This window comes from Streptomyces sp. Ag109_O5-10, assembly GCF_900105755.1.
GTDB lineage: Bacteria > Actinomycetota > Actinomycetes > Streptomycetales > Streptomycetaceae > Streptomyces.
This window is the reverse complement of sequence record NZ_FNTQ01000001.1, coordinates 5,623,973-5,642,060: the sequence shown is the minus strand read 5'-3', so window position 1 is coordinate 5,642,060 and position 18,088 is coordinate 5,623,973. Positions and strand designations below refer to the sequence as shown.

Genomic DNA, 18,088 nt, shown 5'->3' with positions numbered 1-18,088 from the left:
CGAACAGATCACGCCGTTCGAGGGGGTCAGTGGCCGGCGGGGTGGGGGGTCGGGCCGCCCGGGGTGGCTTCCGGGTCGGCACCCTTGGCGGCTTCCGCCTCGCTGTAGATGTCGGGTTCCAGGTAGATCACGCGGGCGATGGGGACCGCGGTGCGGATGCGGGCCTCGGCGGCGTTGATGGCCCTGGCGACCTCGGCGGCCGTGTCGTCGTGCTGCACTGCGATCTTGGCGGCGACGAGGAGTTCCTCGGGGCCGAGGTGGAGCGTGCGCATGTGGATGATGCCGGTGACGGTGTCGCCGTCGACGACCGCGGCCTCGATCTTCCTGACCTCCTCGGCGCCGGCGGCCTCGCCGAGCAGGAGGGACTTGGTCTCGGCGGCCAGGACGAGGGCGATCAGGACGAGCAGGACACCGATGCAGACGGTGCCGATGCCGTCCCAGACGCCGTCGCCGGTGAGTACGGCGAGGCCGACGCCGCCGAGGGCGAGGACCAGGCCGATGAGCGCGCCGAAGTCCTCCAGGAGGACGACGGGCAGTTCGGGGGCCTTGGCGCGGCGGATGAACTGCGACCAGGACAGCTTGCCGCGCAGTTCGTTGGATTCCTTGATGGCCGTCCTGAAGGAGAAGCCCTCGGCGATGACCGCGAAGACGAGGACGCCCACCGGCCAGTACCAGTGTTCGACCTCGTGCGGGTGGCTGACCTTCTCGTAGCCCTCGTAGATGGCGAACATGCCGCCGACGGAGAAGAGCACGATGGAGACGAGGAAGGCGTAGATGTACCGCTCGCGGCCGTAGCCGAAGGGGTGTTGCGGGGTCGCCTCGCGCTGGGCCTTCTTGCCGCCGATGAGCAGCAGGAACTGGTTGCCGGAGTCGGCGAGCGAGTGGACGCCCTCGGCGAGCATCGACGAGGAGCCGCTGAACGCGAACGCGACGAACTTCGATGCCGCGATCGCGAGGTTGGCGCCGAGTGCCGCCACGATCGCCCTGGTGCCGCCTGACGCGCTCATGAGTTCGCGTTGCCCCTTCTCGTTCTCGTCTTCGCCGGTTCTCGTCGCCGCCGGGACCCGTCTTTGCCCGTGCTTTGCCGGTGGGCCATTCTTGCAGCCCCCGTGACGGGAGATACGGCCCCCCTCAGACGACGACCGTGGCCCGGAACACCGTGCCCGCGCCCGACACCTCCGCCTTCTCGGCCGCCGGGACGAACACGGAACGGCCGGGGGCCAGGTCGTACTCGCCGACGCGCACCGCACCGGCCGTGCAGAGCAGGATCTGCGGGGTGGGCAGGGTCAGGTCGTGGGCCACGGTGCCCTCGGGCAGGACGTACCGGGAGAGCCGGAACTCGTCGATCGGCGTCTCGTAGACCTCCTCGCCGTCCGGGGCCGCCTCGGGACGCAGGACGCCGGCGTCGCCCGCCTCGAAGCGGACGATGCGCAGGAGTTCGGGGACGTCGATGTGCTTGGGGGTCAGCCCGCAGCGCAGGACGTTGTCGGAGTTGGCCATGATCTCGACGCCGAGACCGTTGAGGTAGGCGTGCGGGATGCCGGCGCCGAGGAAGAGGGCCTCGCCGGGCTGCAGACGGACGTGGTTGAGGAGCATGGCGGCGATCACGCCGGGGTCGCCCGGGTAGTGGTGGGCGATGTCGGCGTAGGGCAGGTACTCGCCGCCCAGGCGAGTGCAGGCGGCCGTGGCCTCGGCGACAGTGCGGGCCATCTCCTCGCGGTCGGCGGTCAGGATCGCGGTGAGGACCTCGCGCAGGGCCGCTTCCTCGGGGTGGGCGCGCAGCAGGTCGACGTACGGCTTGAGGGAGTCCACGCCGAGGCCGTCGAGGAGTTCGGCCGTCCGCTCCGGCGCGCGGAAGCCGCACAGGCCGTCGAACTCGGTGAGCGCGCAGATCAGTTCGGGCTTGTGGTTGGCGTCCTTGTAGTTGCGGTCCGGGGCGTCGACCGGGATGCCGCGCCGCTCCTCGTCCTCGTAGCCCTCCCTGGCCTGCTCCAGGTCGGGGTGCACCTGGAGGGAGAGCGGGGCGCCGGCGGCGAGGATCTTGAGCAGGAAGGGCAGCCGCGGACCGAACCTGGCCACCGCCTCATCGCCGAGTTCGGCCTTCGGGTCCGCGTCGATGACCTCGACGAGCGTGCCGCGCGCGGTGCGCGAGGGGGCGCCCGGGTGAGCGCCCATCCACATCTCCGCCTGCGGTTCACCGCTCGGCTCGACCCCGAGCAACTGCGGGATGGCGGTCGGGGAACCCCAGGCGTAGGGGCGGACGGTGTTGTCGAGGAGGTCCATGACGTCTCTCTGCGGTTTCTCTCTGCGGGCGGGGCGGGCGGGCGGCAGGCGTGGGCAACGGCGTGGCGCGGCACGGCTCACCTGTTCACCGTGTGTTCGCCCACCGGTTCGCCCTCGGTACGGCCCTCAGGCCGTCTTTCGTACGGCGGGTCAGGTGCCGGTGTCCACTTCAGGCCCCCGAAGCGAGCGCCAGGTAAACGGCGGCGAAATCCGTGACGGCGATCAGTTCCGCCAGGGTCTCCAGCTCGTCGCCCGCCTCGGGTTCCAGCTCGCTGATGGCGGTGTCGTGACTGAGGGCGAGGTCGCGGGCCGCGGGTGCGGCGGTGAGGCCGCCGATGGGGCGGTCACGGAGCAGCACCACGCGCGCGTGCAGCGCGGGCGACTCCTCCACGCGGTCGCGGAAGAAGTCGTCGGGGTCGGCGCTGGCGGCGAGCGGCCCGGCGAGCAGGGCGGTGTGGGCGGCCAGGGCCTCGGGGAGCTCGGCGACCAGGGCGGGGCGGCCGGCCAGTTCGGCGAGTGCGGCTGCGAAGCGGCGGCCGGCCGGGCCTGCCGACTCGCCCTCGGTCCAGACCACGGGGAGCGCGTCGGCGAGTTCCGCGGCGAGGGTCTTGGCCGGATTGCTGTAGGTCACGATGGCCGGACCGCAGCGCTCGGCGATGTGGTCGAGGCGGTCGGCGACCTTCTCCAGGGCGTCCGGCGGGGCGGCGAGCAGGCCGACGCGGTCGAGGAGCGCGAGCAGCGGGGTGAGCAGCGCCCACAGGACGCCCGGGGAGGAGCCGGCGAGCGGCTCGCCGTGGTCGTACGGGGCCGTCGCCATCGGCATGAACAGGCCGTGGGCGCCGGCCACCGCCTCGGCGAGCGGGGTGTCGGCGGGGGCGACGGCGGCGACCGAGCAGCCGCGTCGGTAGGCCTGGTCGGCGAGGAGGGAGAGGCTGGGTTCGGTGCCGTCAGGGGTGGCGATCAGCAGCAGGTCGACGGAGCCGGCCCAGCCGGGGAGTTCCCAGCGCAGGGCGCCGGCGGCCGGGGCGACGCCGGTGGGCGCGAGCCGGGTGACGGGGCTGCCGGGGCCGGCCAGCGTGCCGAGGAGGTCGGCGGCGTGGGTGGCGGCGACGCCGGGGCCCGCGATCAGGACGGCGCGGGGGCGGCCGTCCGGCTTCAGCTCCTGGACACCGGCCTCGGTGGCGTGCCGGGCGGCGGTACGGACGCGGGCGCCCGCCTCGGCCGCACCGCGCAGCAGACCTCGGCGGTCGGCGTCCGCGAGGGCCTCCGGGGTGTCGAGCAGCGTTTCGTCGAGCATGGAGCGGCCTCCGGTTGCCGGGGTCCTGGTGTTTCGCGGTTGTGGGGTCCCGCTGCCTACGCCGGGCGGCGGGCCTCGTCGACGAGGAGCACGGGGATGCCGTCGCGGACCGGGTACGCCAGGCCGCAGTCCTGGCCGGTGCAGATCAGCTCGGGGTCCTGCTCCTTGAGGGCGGCGTGGCAGGCCGGACAGGCCAGGATCTCCAGGAGGCCGGCTTCGAGCGGCATGCGGGTTCCCTTCGGAGTGGATGTTCGCGTGCGGTCAGGTTACCGCCGGTGGGGTGGGTTGGGCTGGCCGTGGCTGAGGACGGCCGTCGGCCGGGGTGACCGGCCAGGGGGCTCGGCCCCCTGCCCCCGAGACCTTTGCCCGCACACCACCCGACTCGGTCGATCGAGAAGCGAGGGCGGGGCGAGGGGAATCGGCCGGTTGAGAGGGCCCGGGACACCGGGGGCCCGGACGCCGATGGGGGGGCGATGTGCCGTCTGCGGACTGCGGCGCCGTTGTGGCTGGTCGCGCAGTTCCCCCCGTCCCTTCGGCCGCTGGACGTGCTGCCTAAGGGACGAGGGGATTCCGCCGGACCCGTCCGGCGTCGTGGCGAGGAGTCAGGGTCAGGCCCTGATGATGGCCAGTACCTCGTCGCGCACCTTCGTCATCGTCGCCTCGTCCCTTGCCTCCGCGTTCAGGCGGAGCAGCGGTTCCGTGTTGGAGGGGCGGACGTTGAACCACCAGTCGGCGGCGCTGACGGTGAGGCCGTCGAGGTCGTCGAGGGTGACGTCGTCGCGGTCGCCGTAGGCCGCGCGGATCGCGGCGAGGCTGGCCTGCTGGTCGGCGACCGTGGAGTTGATCTCGCCGGAGCCGGTGTAGCGGTCGTACTGGGCGACGAGGGCGGAGAGGGGGCCGGGCTGGCCGCCGAGGGCGGCGAGGACGTGCAGGGCCGCCAGCATGCCCGTGTCGGCGTTCCAGAAGTCCTTGAAGTAGTAGTGGGCCGAGTGCTCGCCGCCGAAGATCGCGCCGGACCTCGCCATCTCGGCCTTGATGAAGGAGTGGCCGACGCGCGTGCGGACGGGGGTGCCGCCGTTCTCCCGGACCACCTCGGGGACGGTCCAGGACGTGATCAGGTTGTGGATGACGGTGCCCTTGCCGCCGTTCCTCGCCAGCTCCCGTGCGGCCACCAGAGCCGTGATCGCCGAGGGGGAGACCGGTTCGCCGCGCTCGTCCACGACGAAGCAGCGGTCCGCGTCGCCGTCGAAGGCCAGGCCGAGGTCGGCCGACTCGGCGCGTACGCGGTCCTGGAGATCCACGATGTTGGCGGGGTCGAGCGGGTTGGCCTCGTGGTTCGGGAAGGTGCCGTCCAGCTCGAAGTACATCGGGACCAGGGTCAGCGGCAGGCCCTCGAAGACCGTCGGGACCGTGTGGCCGCCCATGCCGTTGCCCGCGTCGACCACGACCTTCAGCGGGCGGACGGAGGTCAGGTCCACGAGTGAGCGCAGGTGGGCCGCGTAGTCCGACAACGTCTCGCGGGAGGTGATGGTTCCCGGCGTGGCGGCCGGCTCGGGGGCGCCCTCCTGCGACCAGCGCTCGGCCAGCTCCCGGATCTCCGTCAGGCCCGTGTCCTGGCCGACCGGTGCGGCTCCCGCGCGGCACATCTTGATGCCGTTGTACTGCGCCGGGTTGTGCGAGGCCGTGAACATCGCGCCGGGCAGGCCGAGGGCGCCCGAGGCGTAGTACAGCTGGTCGGTCGAGCAGAGGCCGATCTCGGTGACGTCGACGCCCCGGGCCGCCGCACCGCGCGCGAAGGCGCGGGACAGACCGGGCGAGGAGGGCCGCATGTCGTGGCCCACGACGATCGCGGCGGCACCGGTCACCTGGACGAACGCGGCACCGAACAGTTCGGCGAGCGTCTCGTCCCACTGATCCGGAACCACTCCGCGTACGTCGTACGCCTTCACGATCTGTGACAGATCAGCTGCAGCGGCCACAGGCCAACCCTCCTGGATTACTTTTGGTCGCCCCAAACTACCTGTCCCGGATCCGGGTCCGGCATCGGCTCCCCCAGCGGATCCGTCACGGACACCTGGCTGTGATCTGCGGTGATCCGGTGCGGACCGGATCCGGAACGGTCTCAGTCGGTCATGGTCGGCCCAAGTCGGCCGCAGTCGGCCCCCGTCCCCGCTCCCGTCCCGGCGCACGGCAGCATCCGGCCCAGCACCGGCAGCATCCGGCCCAGCACACCGCGGGAACTGTTGGCGGCCGCCGGGAGCTCGGGCGAGTGGCCCGACGCGTGGGCGGCGCTCATCTGGAGGGCTCCGAGCTCACGGTGGCGACAGCGCGCCGCAACTCGCGTACGGTCGCCGCGCGTTCCGCGACGGTCACGCGCGTGTGCACGCGCAGGACGGCTGCGTGGCGACGCCGGCGAACAGGACCAGCGAGCGTGCGACCCGTGGAGACGACCGGCCAGGTGAAGAGATTTCCTCCGACCGATTCGCCCTTCGGGTTGACGACGTCCAGGAGCGGCCAGTCGTAGACCCGGTTCGCCTTCGCCACGGCCAGTCCCTGGAGACGTGGTCGGAGACAGCCGAACACTGGGCGGCGGGGCGGCGAAGGCGACTCCGCACGCCAGGGCCGCGACCCAGGTCCCGCGGAGCCCGCGCACATGCGGACCCCGCCGAGCAGGATCAGGACGGTCAGCAGCGGAAGGACGGCGACGAGGGCGGGCAGGCCGAGCAGTGCGCATCACGAAATGCGCTCGAGCGGCTAACGGCTAGCGGCGGCCTGAACGCGTGTGTCAGTTGTCCGGTGACCGCAGTACCCGCAGGTGGCCGCGCCGGGCGACCTCCATCGGGTCCGCGCCGCGACCGCCGCCGCCCGCCTCGGCCGCCCGCTCCTGGGGGCGGGCCGCCTCGCGCACGGCGTTCGCCAGCGCTTCCAGGTCGTCCCCGCTCGGACGGGCGGGAGCCGAGCCGTCGAGGAGCCGGACGACCTCCCAGCCGCGCGGCGCGGTGAGGCGCTCGGAGTGCTCGGCGCACAGGTCGTAGCAGTGGGGTTCGGCGTAGGTGGCGAGCGGGCCGAGGACCGCGGTCGAGTCGGCGTAGACGTACGTCAGCGTCGCGACGGCGGGTCGGCCGCAGGCGGTTCGCGAACAGCGACGTACAGGGCTCACGACGTTGGACGGTACCGCACTCTTGAGCGGGCCGCGACGACTCTCCCCCAGGTCACTCCACCGTGTCGTACTGTGAAACGCCCCACACACCCCTTCCGACACGCCCTGCTGACCTGCGTGGAACGGATCGTAGGGGGTCAGGGTCGGCACCTCATTCGTTCACGAGTCGGTACAAACACCGCCAATTGGCTTGAGTTCGCCGGTCTCGTGGAGATACGGAAACGAGCCCAACCTTGGCCGGAATGGTCATCCTGTGACATGCCGTCCCGGGCGGTGTCGGTGCGAGGAGCGGCGCGGCCGGAGCCCGCGAGGACTACGCTTCACCAGTGATGGACAACCGTGTACCGCCCCGTGCCGCCGGCCCCGGGCCCCGTCGACGCGACCGCCACGGGCGGGGCATGCGCGGGCCGATCGCACCACCTCAGGTGCCGCTGGCCGCGAGCCGCGCCGACGTGTTCGCGGACTTGGTGCAGGACTCCGTGGATCGCCTGGAGCGGCGCTGGCCGCAGCTGGCCGACATCGATTTCCTGGTGCTCGAAGTGCCCCGGCTGCAGGACCGGCACGGCGAGAGCTGGGACGACGAGGGGGTGCCGCTGGGCGGCATCATTCCCGCGCGCGAGGGACGCCGGGCGCGCGTGGTCGTCTACCGGCGGCCGGTCGAGATCCGCACCAAGGGGCGCGACGAGCGGGCCGCGCTGGTGCACGAGGTCGTGGTGGAGCAGGTCGCCGAGCTGCTCGGCCTCACCCCGGAGACCGTCGACCCCCGTTACGGCGAGGACTGAGTCCCCGGCGGCCGCCCGCGGCCGTCCCGGTCCCCCTTCGCGCGCCTACTTCTGCAGCACCGCCACGTCCTGGTCCGCCTCCGGCACGGCCACCGTGCCGCGGTCGTCCGGGAGGGTCTGGATCGTGAAGCCGGGGACCCCGCCCTCGGTGGCCGCCAGGGTGCGGGCGCCGTAGACCGGGCCGCCGGAGACCGTCTCCACGGTCAGGGCGTAGGTGCCCTTCAGCCCGGACGGGACCGGGGCGTCGACGTTCTGGGTGGTGCCGGACTTGATCGTGAACGTCTTGGACACCGCCGTGCCGCCCTCACTGCCCGCCGACGCCGTGACCTTGACCTGAGCGGTCGCGGTGGGCGCGGTCAGGGAGAGGGTGGTGCCCTTGCCGCTGTTGTCGGCGGACGTCGCGCGCGTGCCGACCGGGGCGGTCGCCGGGATGTACGCGGTCTCCTGGTTGCTGCCCTTGCCGCGGGTGACGCGCAGCGCGGCCACCACCGGGACGGACTGGTCGGAGGGGGTGAGGATCAGCGAGCCCGCCTCGCCGCGCGTGACGTCGCCGAGGTCGGTCGCGGTGGTCATGCCCGCCTTGACGTGCAGTGTCTCGTTGCCGGCCGGGGTGATCGTGCCGTCCGGGGAGGCGAGGCGCACCTTCAGGTCCGCGTCGTTGTCGCCGGTGGTGAAGGCGATCAGCCGGACGTCGGTGGCGTCCTTGGGGATGCCGGGCAGCACCAGGCTGCCGGACGGGTCGGCGGAGGCGGCCAGCCAGTCGCCGCCGGTCTTGTCGTCCAGGGCCTGCACGCTCGCGCCGACCCGGCCGCTGCGCACGCTCACGTGGACGGTCAGGTCGGTCTGCCGCTCGTCGGTGAGCGTGGACAGCAGGACCGGCTCGCCGGCGTGCGGCGGGACCGTGATGCCCTCCCCCACCGAGGACTTGAGCTGGCCGTCCTTGCCGTACAGCTCGACGTCGACCACGGCGGCGCTGTCGTCGGGGTTGGTGAGGTGCACGTAGTCGGTGCGGCTCGCGGCGGTGCTGGCGCCGGGGAACCAGAAGTCGGTGTCGGCCGCCGTGCAGTTGACCCCCTGGAGGCCGCGCCCGGAGCCCGCGGCGACCTCGGTGGTCTCCTGGACCGTCCAGCCGGGCGCGTACTTGCCCTCGGCGGTGCCGACGTAGGCGGGCTCGTCGGCGCCGGAGGCGTCCCCGGTGGCCGGCGTGCCGGGCGTCTTGGGGCTGAGGACGGGCTTGGCGGCCTTCTTCTTCTTGCCGCCGCTGCTCCCCGTCCCGTCCGCCGACTGCTCGGTGGCGGCCTGGAGGCCGGCCTTGCCGTCGCTCGTGGTGCCCTTGGTGACGGGCGTGAACGACGTGTACGAGGTCTCCGCGATGTCGGACAGGCTGGGCGCCGGGCACAGCAGCGTGGAGCGCTCCACCGGCAGCTGGGCGGCCGCCTCCGCGGTGTGCGCGGGGGTGGCGGCCGGCGCGCTGAGCTCGGCGAACCCGGTGACCGCCGCGAGGGCGGCCGTACCGGCGAGCAGGGACAGGGTGGTGCGGTTCACTGCTGGCTCCCGTCGTGGTGCTCGCCGCCGGTGCCGTGCTGGTGCTGGGCGCCCGGGTCGTAGGCGGGGTCGTAGGCCGGGTCGTAACCCTGCTGGTACGTCGGGTCGTACGCCGCCTGCCCCTGCTGGCCGCCGTAGGCGTACGGGTCGTACTGGCCGGTCTGGTAGGGGTCGTAGGTCTGCTGGTCGTAGCCGCCGGTCTGGTACTGGCCGGTGCCGGCGCCCTGGTACTGGTCGGCGTAGCCGGTGTCGTAGCCGTCGGCCTGCGGATAGGACGCCGGGTCCCACTCGTCGTACGACTGCTGCTGCGGGACGGCGGCCCGGCTCTCGTCCGCCGGGGCCGTCGCCGGGAAGCCGGTGCCCTCCGCGGTCTCCTGGAACTCCTGGGTCTGCGGGGTCTCCTGCAGCTCCTCCTCGGCCTCGGCCTGGGCGCGCAGTCGGCGGGCGCGGCGGCCCTCGCCGTCGACGGCCTGGGCCGGGATCGGCTGCTCCTCGGGGAGGTCGTCGTCGACGTCACGGCGGCGGCCGGGCAGGGCGAGGACGACCAGGACGACGGCGAGCGCGCCCTGGACCCACAGCCAGAGGATGTGGGTGAACGGCGTGTCGTAGGTGACGTCCAGCTTCCCGCCCCCGGAGGGGAGTTCGAAGCCCTGGGCCCAGCCGTCGACGGTGGTGCGGGTCAGCGGCTTGCCGTCCAGGGTGGCCGTCCAGTCCGGGGAGGCCGAGTCCGCCAGGCGCAGGACGCGGCCGTCGGCGCCGGCCGGGACGGTGGTGTGGATGTCGACGGGGCCGGCCGCAACGGAGACGGCGGTACCGGAGCCGTTCGCCGGCACGATCGTCGCGCGGGAGACCTGCTGGTCGACGCGCCACAGGGCGCCGCCGTTCTGCTGGCTGAGCCGGGACAGGCCGGGGGTGGCGTCGAGCACGCGCGTGATGTCGCGCGGCGCGCCCTTGTGGACCAGGACGTAGCGCACCGCGAACCCGCCGAGCTGGTCGGCCTGGTCGGCTCCGGAGCCGGCGACCAGGTTGGCGACGACCTTGTCGAGCTGGGCGTTCTCGCCGTCGGCGGCGGCCACCTCGGCGTCGCCCATGCGGGCGCCGGAGCCGCGTACCAGCATGTAGGTCACCCGCGCGGTGCTGTCGCTGTCCAGGACAAGGGTGCGGACCTGGTCGGTGGTGGAGCTGTCCTCGGCGACGAAGGCGGGCACCTGGGTGGGGTCGCGGCGCTCGACCGGGCCGTCGGCGCCCGCGATCATCCAGCCGGCGGCGAGCAGCAGCGGGCCCGCGGCGGCGGCGAAGGCGATCAGGGCGGCGACCGGCTGGCGCCAGCCGAAGCTCTGCTCGGCGACCCGCGAGCGGGCCCCGTCGGCGCCGAGGGCGGCGGCGGACAGGATGGCGATGCCGTAGACGAGGGTCGCGGGGCCGGCCCAGGTGGACTTGTTGGACAGGACCGCGAAGACCAGGCCGACCAGGGCGATCGCCCAGGCGGTGCGGATCGCCGACTGGCGCTCGGAGCGCAGCAGGGCGGCGAGCGCGGCCAGGACGACGCCGACGAGCAGCAGCCCGTCGACGGTGCCGGGGCCGCCCGGGCTGGCGCCGAGCAGGTCGAGGGCGGAGGCGGCCGAGGAGCCGTACTCCAGGCCGGCCTCCCGGAAGAAGCCGAACGGCAGCAGGGTCAGCGACCAGGGGGCGAGGACCAGCAGCGGCGTGCCGAGCTGGGCCAGCAGCCGCAGGCCGGAGGCGACCAGGTCGGAGCGGCGCACGGCGAGCACGGCGAGGCCGAGGACCAGGGCGATCGGCCAGACGATCGGCGTGAACGCGGTGGTGAGGGTCAGCAGCAGCGCGTACGCCCAGGTGGCGCGCCAGCTGCCGCGGGCCCCGGAGGCGTGCGTGAGGCCGCTCGCCGCGATCCCCGCGCGGGCGATCAGCGGCAGCAGGACGGCGAGGACGGCGGTGCCGATGCGGCCCCCCGCGAGGGCGCCGGTGGCGGCGGGCAGGAAGGCGTAGGCGATGGCCGCCCAGGCGCGCAGCAGGCGCGAGGTGACCAGCGGGCGGGAGGCGAAGTAGGCGGTGAAGCCGGCCAGGGGCACCGAGGCGACCAGGAGCACGGTGACCGCGAGCCCGGTCGAGCCGAACAGCAGTGAGGCGAACGAGGCGATGATCGCGAGGTACGGCGGCGCGGCCGGGGTGCCGCCGGCGCCGACCGCGTGCCAGGCGTCCAGGTAGCGCGACCACAGCTCGCTCGCGGCGGCCGGGGCGGGCAGCAGCGAGCCGCCCGCGAGGGCACCGGAGCCGAGCAGGGCGCGGCAGGCGACGAGCGAGAACAGCAGCAGCACCAGGAAAAGCACAGGCCCCGGTTTGCGGGCGATGCGCTTGAGCCGGGCGAACTGCTCGATCTCCAGGAAGTCGGCGTCGTCGCCGCCGGGCCCGGACTCGACCGCACCGCCGTGCCGGCCGGCCGCGGAGATCTCGTCGTCGGCGCCGAAGAGGTTGCCCGCGACCTGTTCGACGGTGGCCCGGACGGTGGCGCCGGGCGGCGGGAACAGGGGGCGCAGCTCGCCCTTGTCGAGCTGGGAGCGGCCGCGCCTGCGCCGCCCGGCGATGATCCGCTCGGGTCGCAGCAGGGTGCCGAGGAGGCCGCGGATCTCGTCGAGGGCCTGTCCGGGGACCTTACCGACGAGGTAGGCGACGGTGCGCAGCAGGGTGCCGAGGACCAGGCGGAACAGGATCCAGGGCAGCACGGCCGTACGGGCGTTGACCAGCAGGGTGTAGATGGCGCCGGCCTTGTCGACCTTGTGCGGGGAGGTGGCGGTGCGGCCGGCGCAGTCGACGGTGCGGCGCTCGCGGGAGGCGGCCTCGGCATGCCGTACGACGGCCTCGGGGGCGATCAGGACGCGGTGTCCCGCGTTGTGCGCGCGCCAGCACAGGTCGACGTCGTCGCGCATCAGCGGCAGCCGGCGGTCGAAGCCGCCGAGCTCCTCGAAGACGTCGCGGCGGATCAGCATGCCGGCGGTGGAGACGGACAGGACGGGCCGCACGTGGTCGTGCTGGCCCTGGTCCTGCTCACGGCGGTCCAGGCCGGTCCAGCGGCGGCCGGAGTTGGCGATGGTGACGCCGACCTCCAGGAGCTGCCGCCGGTCGTACCAGCCGCGCAGCTTGGGGCCGACGACCGCCACGTCGTCGCGGCCCAGCTCCAGCTCGTTGTCGACGACGCGGAGCAGCTGGGCCAGGGCCTCGGGTTCCGGGGCGCAGTCGTCGTGCAGCAGCCACAGCCACTGGACCGGCTCCCCGTAGGGCAGCTCGGGCATGTCGTAGGCGTCGTCGCGCCACTGGCGGGTGACCGGGTCCCAGCCGCTGGGCCGCTTCAGGTACGGCAGGTCGTCCGGGGTGAGGACGGGCGCGGTGCGGCTCGCCTCCTCCACGGCCTGGCCGAAGCCGGTGCGGCGGGCGAGGTGCAGCACGTTCGCGTCGCCGAGGGAGGCGGTGAGCTGCTGGGCGGAGTCGTCCGCGCTGCCGGTGTCGGCCGCGACGGCGTACTGGACCGGGCGCTCCTGGCCGAGCAGCCCGGCGAGCGCGTCGGGCAGCCAGCGGGCGCCGTCGTGGGAGACGAGCACCGCGGTCACCACGTGACGCGGGAACTCGGGCGGGCGGGTCGGGTCAAACCCCGCTGTGGCAGCGGCTGCTTCGGCTGCCGTGTGGCTGTGCACGGACATCGAGGTACGGGCCCCGGTTCGATGGACTGCGGTGGACTCCTGCGCCCGCTGGTGGCGGCGAGGCGTCTCGGACGAACGCCCACACTATCGGCTGGGCATGTCGACGGCCCGCCCCCTGTGGACAACCCACGGGCGACGGGCCGTTCGCGCAGCTCGGATGTGTGCGTCGTGTGGACGTCCGCCTCGGACGGCAGCCACCGCCGGTCAGACGGCGGCCTTCTTGAGGCGGCGGCGCTCCCGCTCGGAGAGTCCGCCCCAGATACCGAACCGTTCGTCGTTGGCGAGGGCGTACTCGAGGCACTCGGAGCGCACCTCGCAGGCGAGGCAGACCTTCTTGGCCTCTCTGGTGGAGCCGCCCTTCTCGGGGAAGAAGGACTCGGGGTCGGTCTGGGCGCACAGCGCGCGCTCCTGCCAGCCGAGTTCCTCGTCCGCGTCGTCGACCAGCAGTTGCTGCACCAGCTCGGTCATGTGCGCCCCTCGTCTGTCTTTCACGTCCCCGTGTCCGGCCGTTACCGATTTCGGCTGAACGACACGAGTGAAATTACAAGTGTGCTGCTCCGGGCGAGTCAAGCCGAGATCTGCTATTGGGCCCGTTATTCACTCTGCGGAACCAAGGCCGTGCGGAAAGTGTTCAAATCGGCATAAACCTTGACATGCAGACGAGGCCCCGCTCGGAGCCTCCGACCCCATACAGAGCTTGTACGGAGAAGGACGCCCAGATGTTCGATCGCGTTCCGAAGTGGCTCGCGCGCCCGGTTGTGCGCCATGTGTCCCGGGTGCCCGCTGAGCAAACCTTTCGGCAGCGAGATGGACCGGATGAGGTGAACCGTGTCCCACATACCGGGCTTCGAGTTGACACGGAGGGTGTGAACCGATGTCCTTGTGGGCATGCTCGCGCACTTGGCACTCACCTCGACCCGCACCGCCGGGTCCCACGGTGCTGCCCGGGCTCGCTGTAGCTGTTGCTGTTCCAGCTGTTGAGCCGTAGCCGTCCCCGACCGCTCCCGCTCCGGCTGCAGACCGAGTCCCCCGGACTCGGTCTTCGCTTTTCGTTCCCCGCTGACCTTCTCACTGAGGAACCACCGCACCCCCATGAACAGCGACAACGACCTCCAGATCGCCGGCGACATCCTCGAAGTCACGCACCTGCTGCAGCCCCCGCGCGAGCACCCGGTCACCGTGGCCGAGTTCGCCGGCCTGGCCCGCGCGATCGCCGCCGACCGCGCGCAGTGGGAGCACCTCGTCCAGTACGACGCGACGAGCCGCTGGTACCACCGGCTGCGCACCGGCCCCGGCTACGAGGTGTGGCTGCTGTCCTGGGTGCCCGGGCAGGGCAGCGGGCTGCACGACCACGGCCGCTCCTCAGGCGTGCTGACCGTGCTGGAGGGCGCGCTCACCGAACGCACCGAGCGCGGTACGCGCGCGCTGGGCGCCGGCGCGCAGCGGGTGTTCGCGCCGGGGTACGCGCACGAGGTCGTCAACGACGCGCTGGAGCCCGCGGTGAGCCTGCACGTCTACTACCCGGGGCTGACCGAGATGCCGATGCACACGACCGCGGCCGCCGCCTGCGAGGCCCGTCCCGTGACTGCGTGACGCGTTGTCGGACCCGCCTGCAAGACTTGGCGCATGCGCATTGTGGTTCTGGCAGGCGGCATCGGCGGTGCCCGGTTCCTGCGCGGTCTCAAGCAGGCCGTGCCGGACGCCGACGTGACCGTCATCGGCAACACCGGGGACGACATCCACCTCTTCGGGCTGAAGGTCTGCCCGGACCTCGACACGGTGATGTACACCCTCGGTGGCGGTATCAACGAGGAGCAGGGCTGGGGGCGGGCCGACGAGACCTTCCACCTCAAGGAGGAGCTCGCCGCCTACGGGGTGGGGCCGGACTGGTTCGGGCTCGGCGACCGGGACTTCGCGACGCACATCGTGCGCACCCAGATGCTGGGCGCCGGATATCCGCTGAGCGCGGTCACCGAGGCGCTGTGCGACCGCTGGAAGCCGGGCGTGAAGCTGATCCCGATGACCGACGACCGGGTCGAGACCCACGTCGCCGTCGAGGTCGACGGCGAGCGCAAGGCCGTGCACTTCCAGGAGTACTGGGTACGGCTGCGGGCGGGCGTCCCCGCCGAGGCGGTCGTCCCGGTCGGCGCCGAGCAGTCCAAGCCCGCGCCCGGCGTCCTGGAGGCGCTCGCCGAGGCGGACGTGATCCTCTTCCCGCCGTCCAACCCGGTGGTCTCCGTGGGCACGATCCTCGCGGTGCCCGGCATCCGGGAGGCCATCGCGGACGCCGGCGTGCCGGTGGTGGGCCTCTCCCCCATCGTCGGGGACGCGCCGGTGCGCGGGATGGCCGACAAGGTGCTCGCGGCGGTGGGCGTGGAGTCGACGGCGGCGGCGGTCGCCGAGCACTACGGCTCCGGGCTGCTGGACGGCTGGCTCGTCGACTCCGTGGACGCGGGCACCATCGCGCGCGTGGAGGCGGCCGGCATCCGCTGCCGGGCCGTACCGCTGATGATGACCGACCTGGACGCGGCCGCGCAGATGGCCCGCGAGGCGCTGGCGCTGGCCGAGGAGGTGCGCGGGGCATGACCGACGCGATCGACACGGCCGGGACGACCGGCACGGCCGACGCGGTGCCCGCGTACCGGGTGTGGGCACTGCCCGGGCTCCCCGAGGTCCAGCAGGGGGACGACCTGGCGAAGCTGATCGCCGCGGCCGAACCGGGGCTGGCCGACGGGGACGTGGTGATCGTCACCTCCAAGATCGTCTCCAAGGCCGAGGGACGGATCGTCCAGGCCCCCGACCGGGAGGCGGCGATCGACGCCGAGACGGTGCGGGTGGTGGCCCGGCGCGGGACCCTGCGGATCGTGGAGAACCGGCAGGGCCTGGTCATGGCCGCGGCGGGCGTGGACGCGTCCAACACCCCTGCCGGGACCGTGCTGTTGCTGCCCGAGGATCCCGACGCCTCGGCCCGCGCCGTCCGCGCGGGCCTGCGGGACGCGCTGGGCGTCAACGTCGGCGTCGTCGTGACGGACACCTTCGGGCGACCCTGGCGCGCGGGGCTCACGGACGTCACCATCGGCGCCGCCGGCGTGGAGGTGCTGGACGACCTGCGCGGGGGTGTGGACGCGTACGGCAACCCGCTGGTCGCGACGGTCGTCGCCACGGCCGACGAACTGGCCGCCGCGGGCGACCTGGTCAAGGGCAAGGCGACCGGGATGCCGGTCGCCGTGGTGCGGGGCCTGGCCCATGTCGTGTCCGACGCCGGCGACGACGGGGACGGCGCGCGAGTGCTGGTCCGGGACGCGGCCACCGACATGTTCCGGCTCGGCACGTCCGAGGCGGTCCGGGAGGCGGTGACGCTGCGGCGGACGGTGCGGGCGTTCACCGACGAGCCCGTCGACCCCGGGGCGGTGCGGCGGGCGGTCGCCGCGGCCGTGACCGCGCCGGCACCGCATCACACGACGCCGTGGCGGTTCGTGCTGCTGGAGTCGGCCGGGGCGCGCACGCGGCTGCTGGACGCGATGCGGGACGCGTGGATCGCCGACCTGAGGAGGGACGGCAAGTCGGAGGAGTCCATCGCGAAGCGGGTACGGCGCGGGGACGTGCTGCGGAACGCGCCGTACCTGGTCGTGCCCTGTCTGGTGATGGACGGGTCGCACACGTACGGGGACGCACGGCGGGACGCGGCCGAACGGGAGATGTTCGTGGTCGCCGCGGGGGCCGCGGTGCAGAACCTGCTGGTCGCGCTGGCCGGGGAGCAGCTCGGGTCGGCGTGGGTGTCGTCGACGATGTTCTGCCGGGACGTGGTGCGGGACGCGCTCGCGCTGTCGGCCGAGTGGGATCCGATGGGAGCGGTCGCGGTGGGGAAGGCCGCGGAGGCTCCGCGGGAGAGGGCCCCGAGGGAGGCCGGGGACTTCATCGAGGTGCGGTGAGCCGCTCTGCGCCTGCGGTCCGGGTGAGTTCGGATTCGTGGTCGAGTGCGGCTTGAGCGTGGCTGATCGCGCATTTACCCGCGCCCCCGGAAAACGGGGCGCCTGAGGCCTAGGATTCCTTGGATGGCTGGTCGGTTTGCTTCTGGGCCCACGCGTACGACGGTGCGGGGTGGGCAGGTCGTCGTGCCTGCCGGTGGTGTTCCGAAGCAGGCCGTCGCGGCGGGGCGGGTTCGGGTGTGGAAGCCCGACGGGGTTCTTGATCTGGGGCTGGTGCTGGGACCGCTGCGGCGGGGGCCCGGGGATCCGACGTTCAGGGCCGGCCGGGACGGGTCGGTGTGGCGGGCGAGTCTGACGCCTGCCGGGCCGGGGACGCTGCGGGTCGCCGGGTACGGCGGTGAGGTGCGCGGGCAGGCCTGGGGGCCGGGGGCCGAGTGGCTGCTGGAGCAGTTGCCGGAGATGCTCGGTGCCGCCGACGACCCGTCCGCGTTCGTGCCCCGGCACCGGGTGGTGGCGGCGGCCCGGCACCGGCGGCCGGGGCTGCGGCTGACGCGGACCGGGCTGGTGCTGGAGTCGTTGATCCCGTCGGTCCTGGAGCAGAAGGTCACCACCGACGAGGCGTACCGGGCCTGGCGGCTGCTGGTAAGCAGGTTCGGGGAGCGCGCGCCGGGCCCGGCGGGGGTCGCCGAGCGGCCGATGTGGGTGATGCCGGCGCCGCGCACCTGGGCGCTGATCCCTTCCTGGGAGTGGCACAAGGCCGGGGTCGACGACAAGCGGGCCTCGACGATCCTGCGGGCGGTGCGGGTCGCCGCGCGGCTGGAGGAGGCCATGGGGATGGCGGCGGAGGCGGCGCAGGCGCGGCTGGAGGTGGTGCCGGGGGTGGGGCCGTGGACGTCCGCGGAGACCGTGCAGCGCAGTCATGGGGCGGCGGACGCGGTGACGGTCGGGGACCTGCACCTGCCGGGGATCGTCGGGTTCGCGCTGGCCGGGGACCGGCATGCCGACGACGAGATGATGCTGCGGCTGCTGGAGCCGTATGCGGGGCAGCGGCATCGGGCGGCCCGGCTGATCCTGCTGAGCGGGCACACGCCGGCGAGGCGGGCACCGCGGATGCCGAAGGGGGACATCGGCCGGTTGTGAGCTGGGTCGGCCGACAAGCGCCCCGCGACTGAGGCGCCCCGTAAGGGGCGCGGGGAACTGCGGGGTCCGCCGACAAGCACCCCGCGACTGAGGCGCCCCGTAAGGGGCGCGGGGAACTGCGGGGTCCGCCGACAAGCACCCCGCGACTGAGGCGCCCCGTAAGGGGCGCGGGGAACTGCGGGGTCCGCCGACAAGCACCCCGCGACTGAGGCGCCCCGTAAGGGGCGCGGGGAACTGCG

16 protein-coding genes are annotated in these 18,088 nt (G+C 73.4%); 5 read left to right on the top strand and 11 right to left on the bottom strand.

Going from position 1 to position 18,088, the window contains the following annotated elements; genetic code table 11:
- Positions 1-26 precede the first annotated feature (26 nt).
- The 8 genes from BLW82_RS25880 to BLW82_RS25850 form a co-directional block, all read right to left on the bottom strand.
- The gene (locus tag BLW82_RS25880) at positions 27-1,007 is read right to left on the bottom strand and encodes a cation diffusion facilitator family transporter (protein ID WP_093502216.1); all 981 of its coding nucleotides are present in this window, start codon (positions 1,005-1,007) and stop codon (positions 27-29) included.
- 124 nt (positions 1,008-1,131) lie between these two features.
- A complete protein-coding gene (manA, locus tag BLW82_RS25875; RefSeq protein WP_093502214.1) occupies positions 1,132-2,283 on the bottom strand; it encodes a mannose-6-phosphate isomerase, class I in 1,152 nt (383 codons plus the stop codon).
- Positions 2,284-2,452: 169 nt separating this feature from the next.
- On the bottom strand, positions 2,453-3,580 hold the full coding sequence (locus tag BLW82_RS25870) for an SIS domain-containing protein (protein WP_093502212.1): 1,128 nt from the start codon (positions 3,578-3,580) through the stop codon (positions 2,453-2,455).
- A 56-nt stretch (positions 3,581-3,636) separates the two neighbouring features.
- On the bottom strand, positions 3,637-3,807 hold the full coding sequence (locus BLW82_RS25865; protein WP_093502210.1) for a Trm112 family protein: 171 nt from the start codon (positions 3,805-3,807) through the stop codon (positions 3,637-3,639).
- Positions 3,808-4,188: 381 nt separating this feature from the next.
- Complete coding sequence (locus BLW82_RS25860; protein ID WP_093502208.1) at positions 4,189-5,559, bottom strand: phosphomannomutase/phosphoglucomutase; 1,371 nt, start codon at positions 5,557-5,559, stop codon at positions 4,189-4,191.
- Between the two features lie 143 nt (positions 5,560-5,702).
- The gene (locus tag BLW82_RS44580) at positions 5,703-5,876 is read right to left on the bottom strand and encodes a hypothetical protein (protein WP_177233068.1); all 174 of its coding nucleotides are present in this window, start codon (positions 5,874-5,876) and stop codon (positions 5,703-5,705) included.
- Positions 5,873-6,124: a hypothetical protein gene (locus BLW82_RS25855; protein WP_093502206.1), complete on the bottom strand. Its 252-nt coding sequence runs from the start codon at positions 6,122-6,124 to the stop codon at positions 5,873-5,875. The genes BLW82_RS44580 and BLW82_RS25855 overlap by 4 nt, the downstream gene beginning before the upstream one ends.
- A gap of 241 nt (positions 6,125-6,365) precedes the next feature.
- Entirely contained in the window at positions 6,366-6,740 is a 375-nt protein-coding gene (locus BLW82_RS25850) for a DUF3499 domain-containing protein (protein ID WP_218162383.1), read from the bottom strand.
- A gap of 329 nt (positions 6,741-7,069) precedes the next feature.
- Between BLW82_RS25850 and BLW82_RS25845 the strand changes: the two genes are divergently transcribed.
- Complete coding sequence (locus tag BLW82_RS25845; RefSeq protein WP_093502204.1) at positions 7,070-7,522, top strand: metallopeptidase family protein; 453 nt, start codon at positions 7,070-7,072, stop codon at positions 7,520-7,522.
- 45 nt (positions 7,523-7,567) lie between these two features.
- Here the strand turns inward: BLW82_RS25845 and BLW82_RS25840 are convergent, their stop codons facing one another.
- From BLW82_RS25840 to BLW82_RS25830, 3 genes are all read right to left on the bottom strand, one after another.
- Complete coding sequence (locus BLW82_RS25840) at positions 7,568-9,067, bottom strand: DUF5719 family protein (RefSeq protein ID WP_093502202.1); 1,500 nt, start codon at positions 9,065-9,067, stop codon at positions 7,568-7,570.
- Positions 9,064-12,780, bottom strand: a complete 3,717-nt coding sequence (locus tag BLW82_RS25835) for a glycosyltransferase family 2 protein (RefSeq protein WP_093502200.1) — start codon at positions 12,778-12,780, stop codon at positions 9,064-9,066. Before BLW82_RS25835 ends, BLW82_RS25840 begins: the two co-directional genes overlap by 4 nt.
- Positions 12,781-12,984: 204 nt before the next feature.
- Positions 12,985-13,248 carry a WhiB family transcriptional regulator gene (locus BLW82_RS25830; RefSeq protein ID WP_003975777.1) on the bottom strand — a complete coding sequence of 88 codons (264 nt, stop codon included), beginning with the start codon at positions 13,246-13,248 and terminating at the stop codon, positions 12,985-12,987.
- Between the two features lie 624 nt (positions 13,249-13,872).
- On the opposite strand from BLW82_RS25830, the gene BLW82_RS25820 reads away from it, so the two are divergent.
- The 4 genes from BLW82_RS25820 (at position 13,873) to BLW82_RS25805 (ending at position 17,849) form a co-directional block, all read left to right on the top strand.
- Positions 13,873-14,373, top strand: coding sequence for a cysteine dioxygenase (locus tag BLW82_RS25820; protein ID WP_093502198.1), 501 nt, complete (start codon positions 13,873-13,875; stop codon positions 14,371-14,373).
- Between the two features lie 33 nt (positions 14,374-14,406).
- Positions 14,407-15,366 (top strand): 2-phospho-L-lactate transferase, encoded by a 960-nt coding sequence (cofD, locus tag BLW82_RS25815; protein WP_093502196.1) that lies wholly within the window; start codon positions 14,407-14,409, stop codon positions 15,364-15,366.
- Positions 15,363-16,712 (top strand): coenzyme F420-0:L-glutamate ligase, encoded by a 1,350-nt coding sequence (locus BLW82_RS25810; RefSeq protein WP_093502194.1) that lies wholly within the window; start codon positions 15,363-15,365, stop codon positions 16,710-16,712. The genes cofD and BLW82_RS25810 overlap by 4 nt, the downstream gene beginning before the upstream one ends.
- Before the next feature lie 123 nt (positions 16,713-16,835).
- Complete coding sequence (locus tag BLW82_RS25805) at positions 16,836-17,849, top strand: DNA-3-methyladenine glycosylase family protein (RefSeq protein WP_093502192.1); 1,014 nt, start codon at positions 16,836-16,838, stop codon at positions 17,847-17,849.
- Positions 17,850-18,088 lie beyond the last annotated feature (239 nt).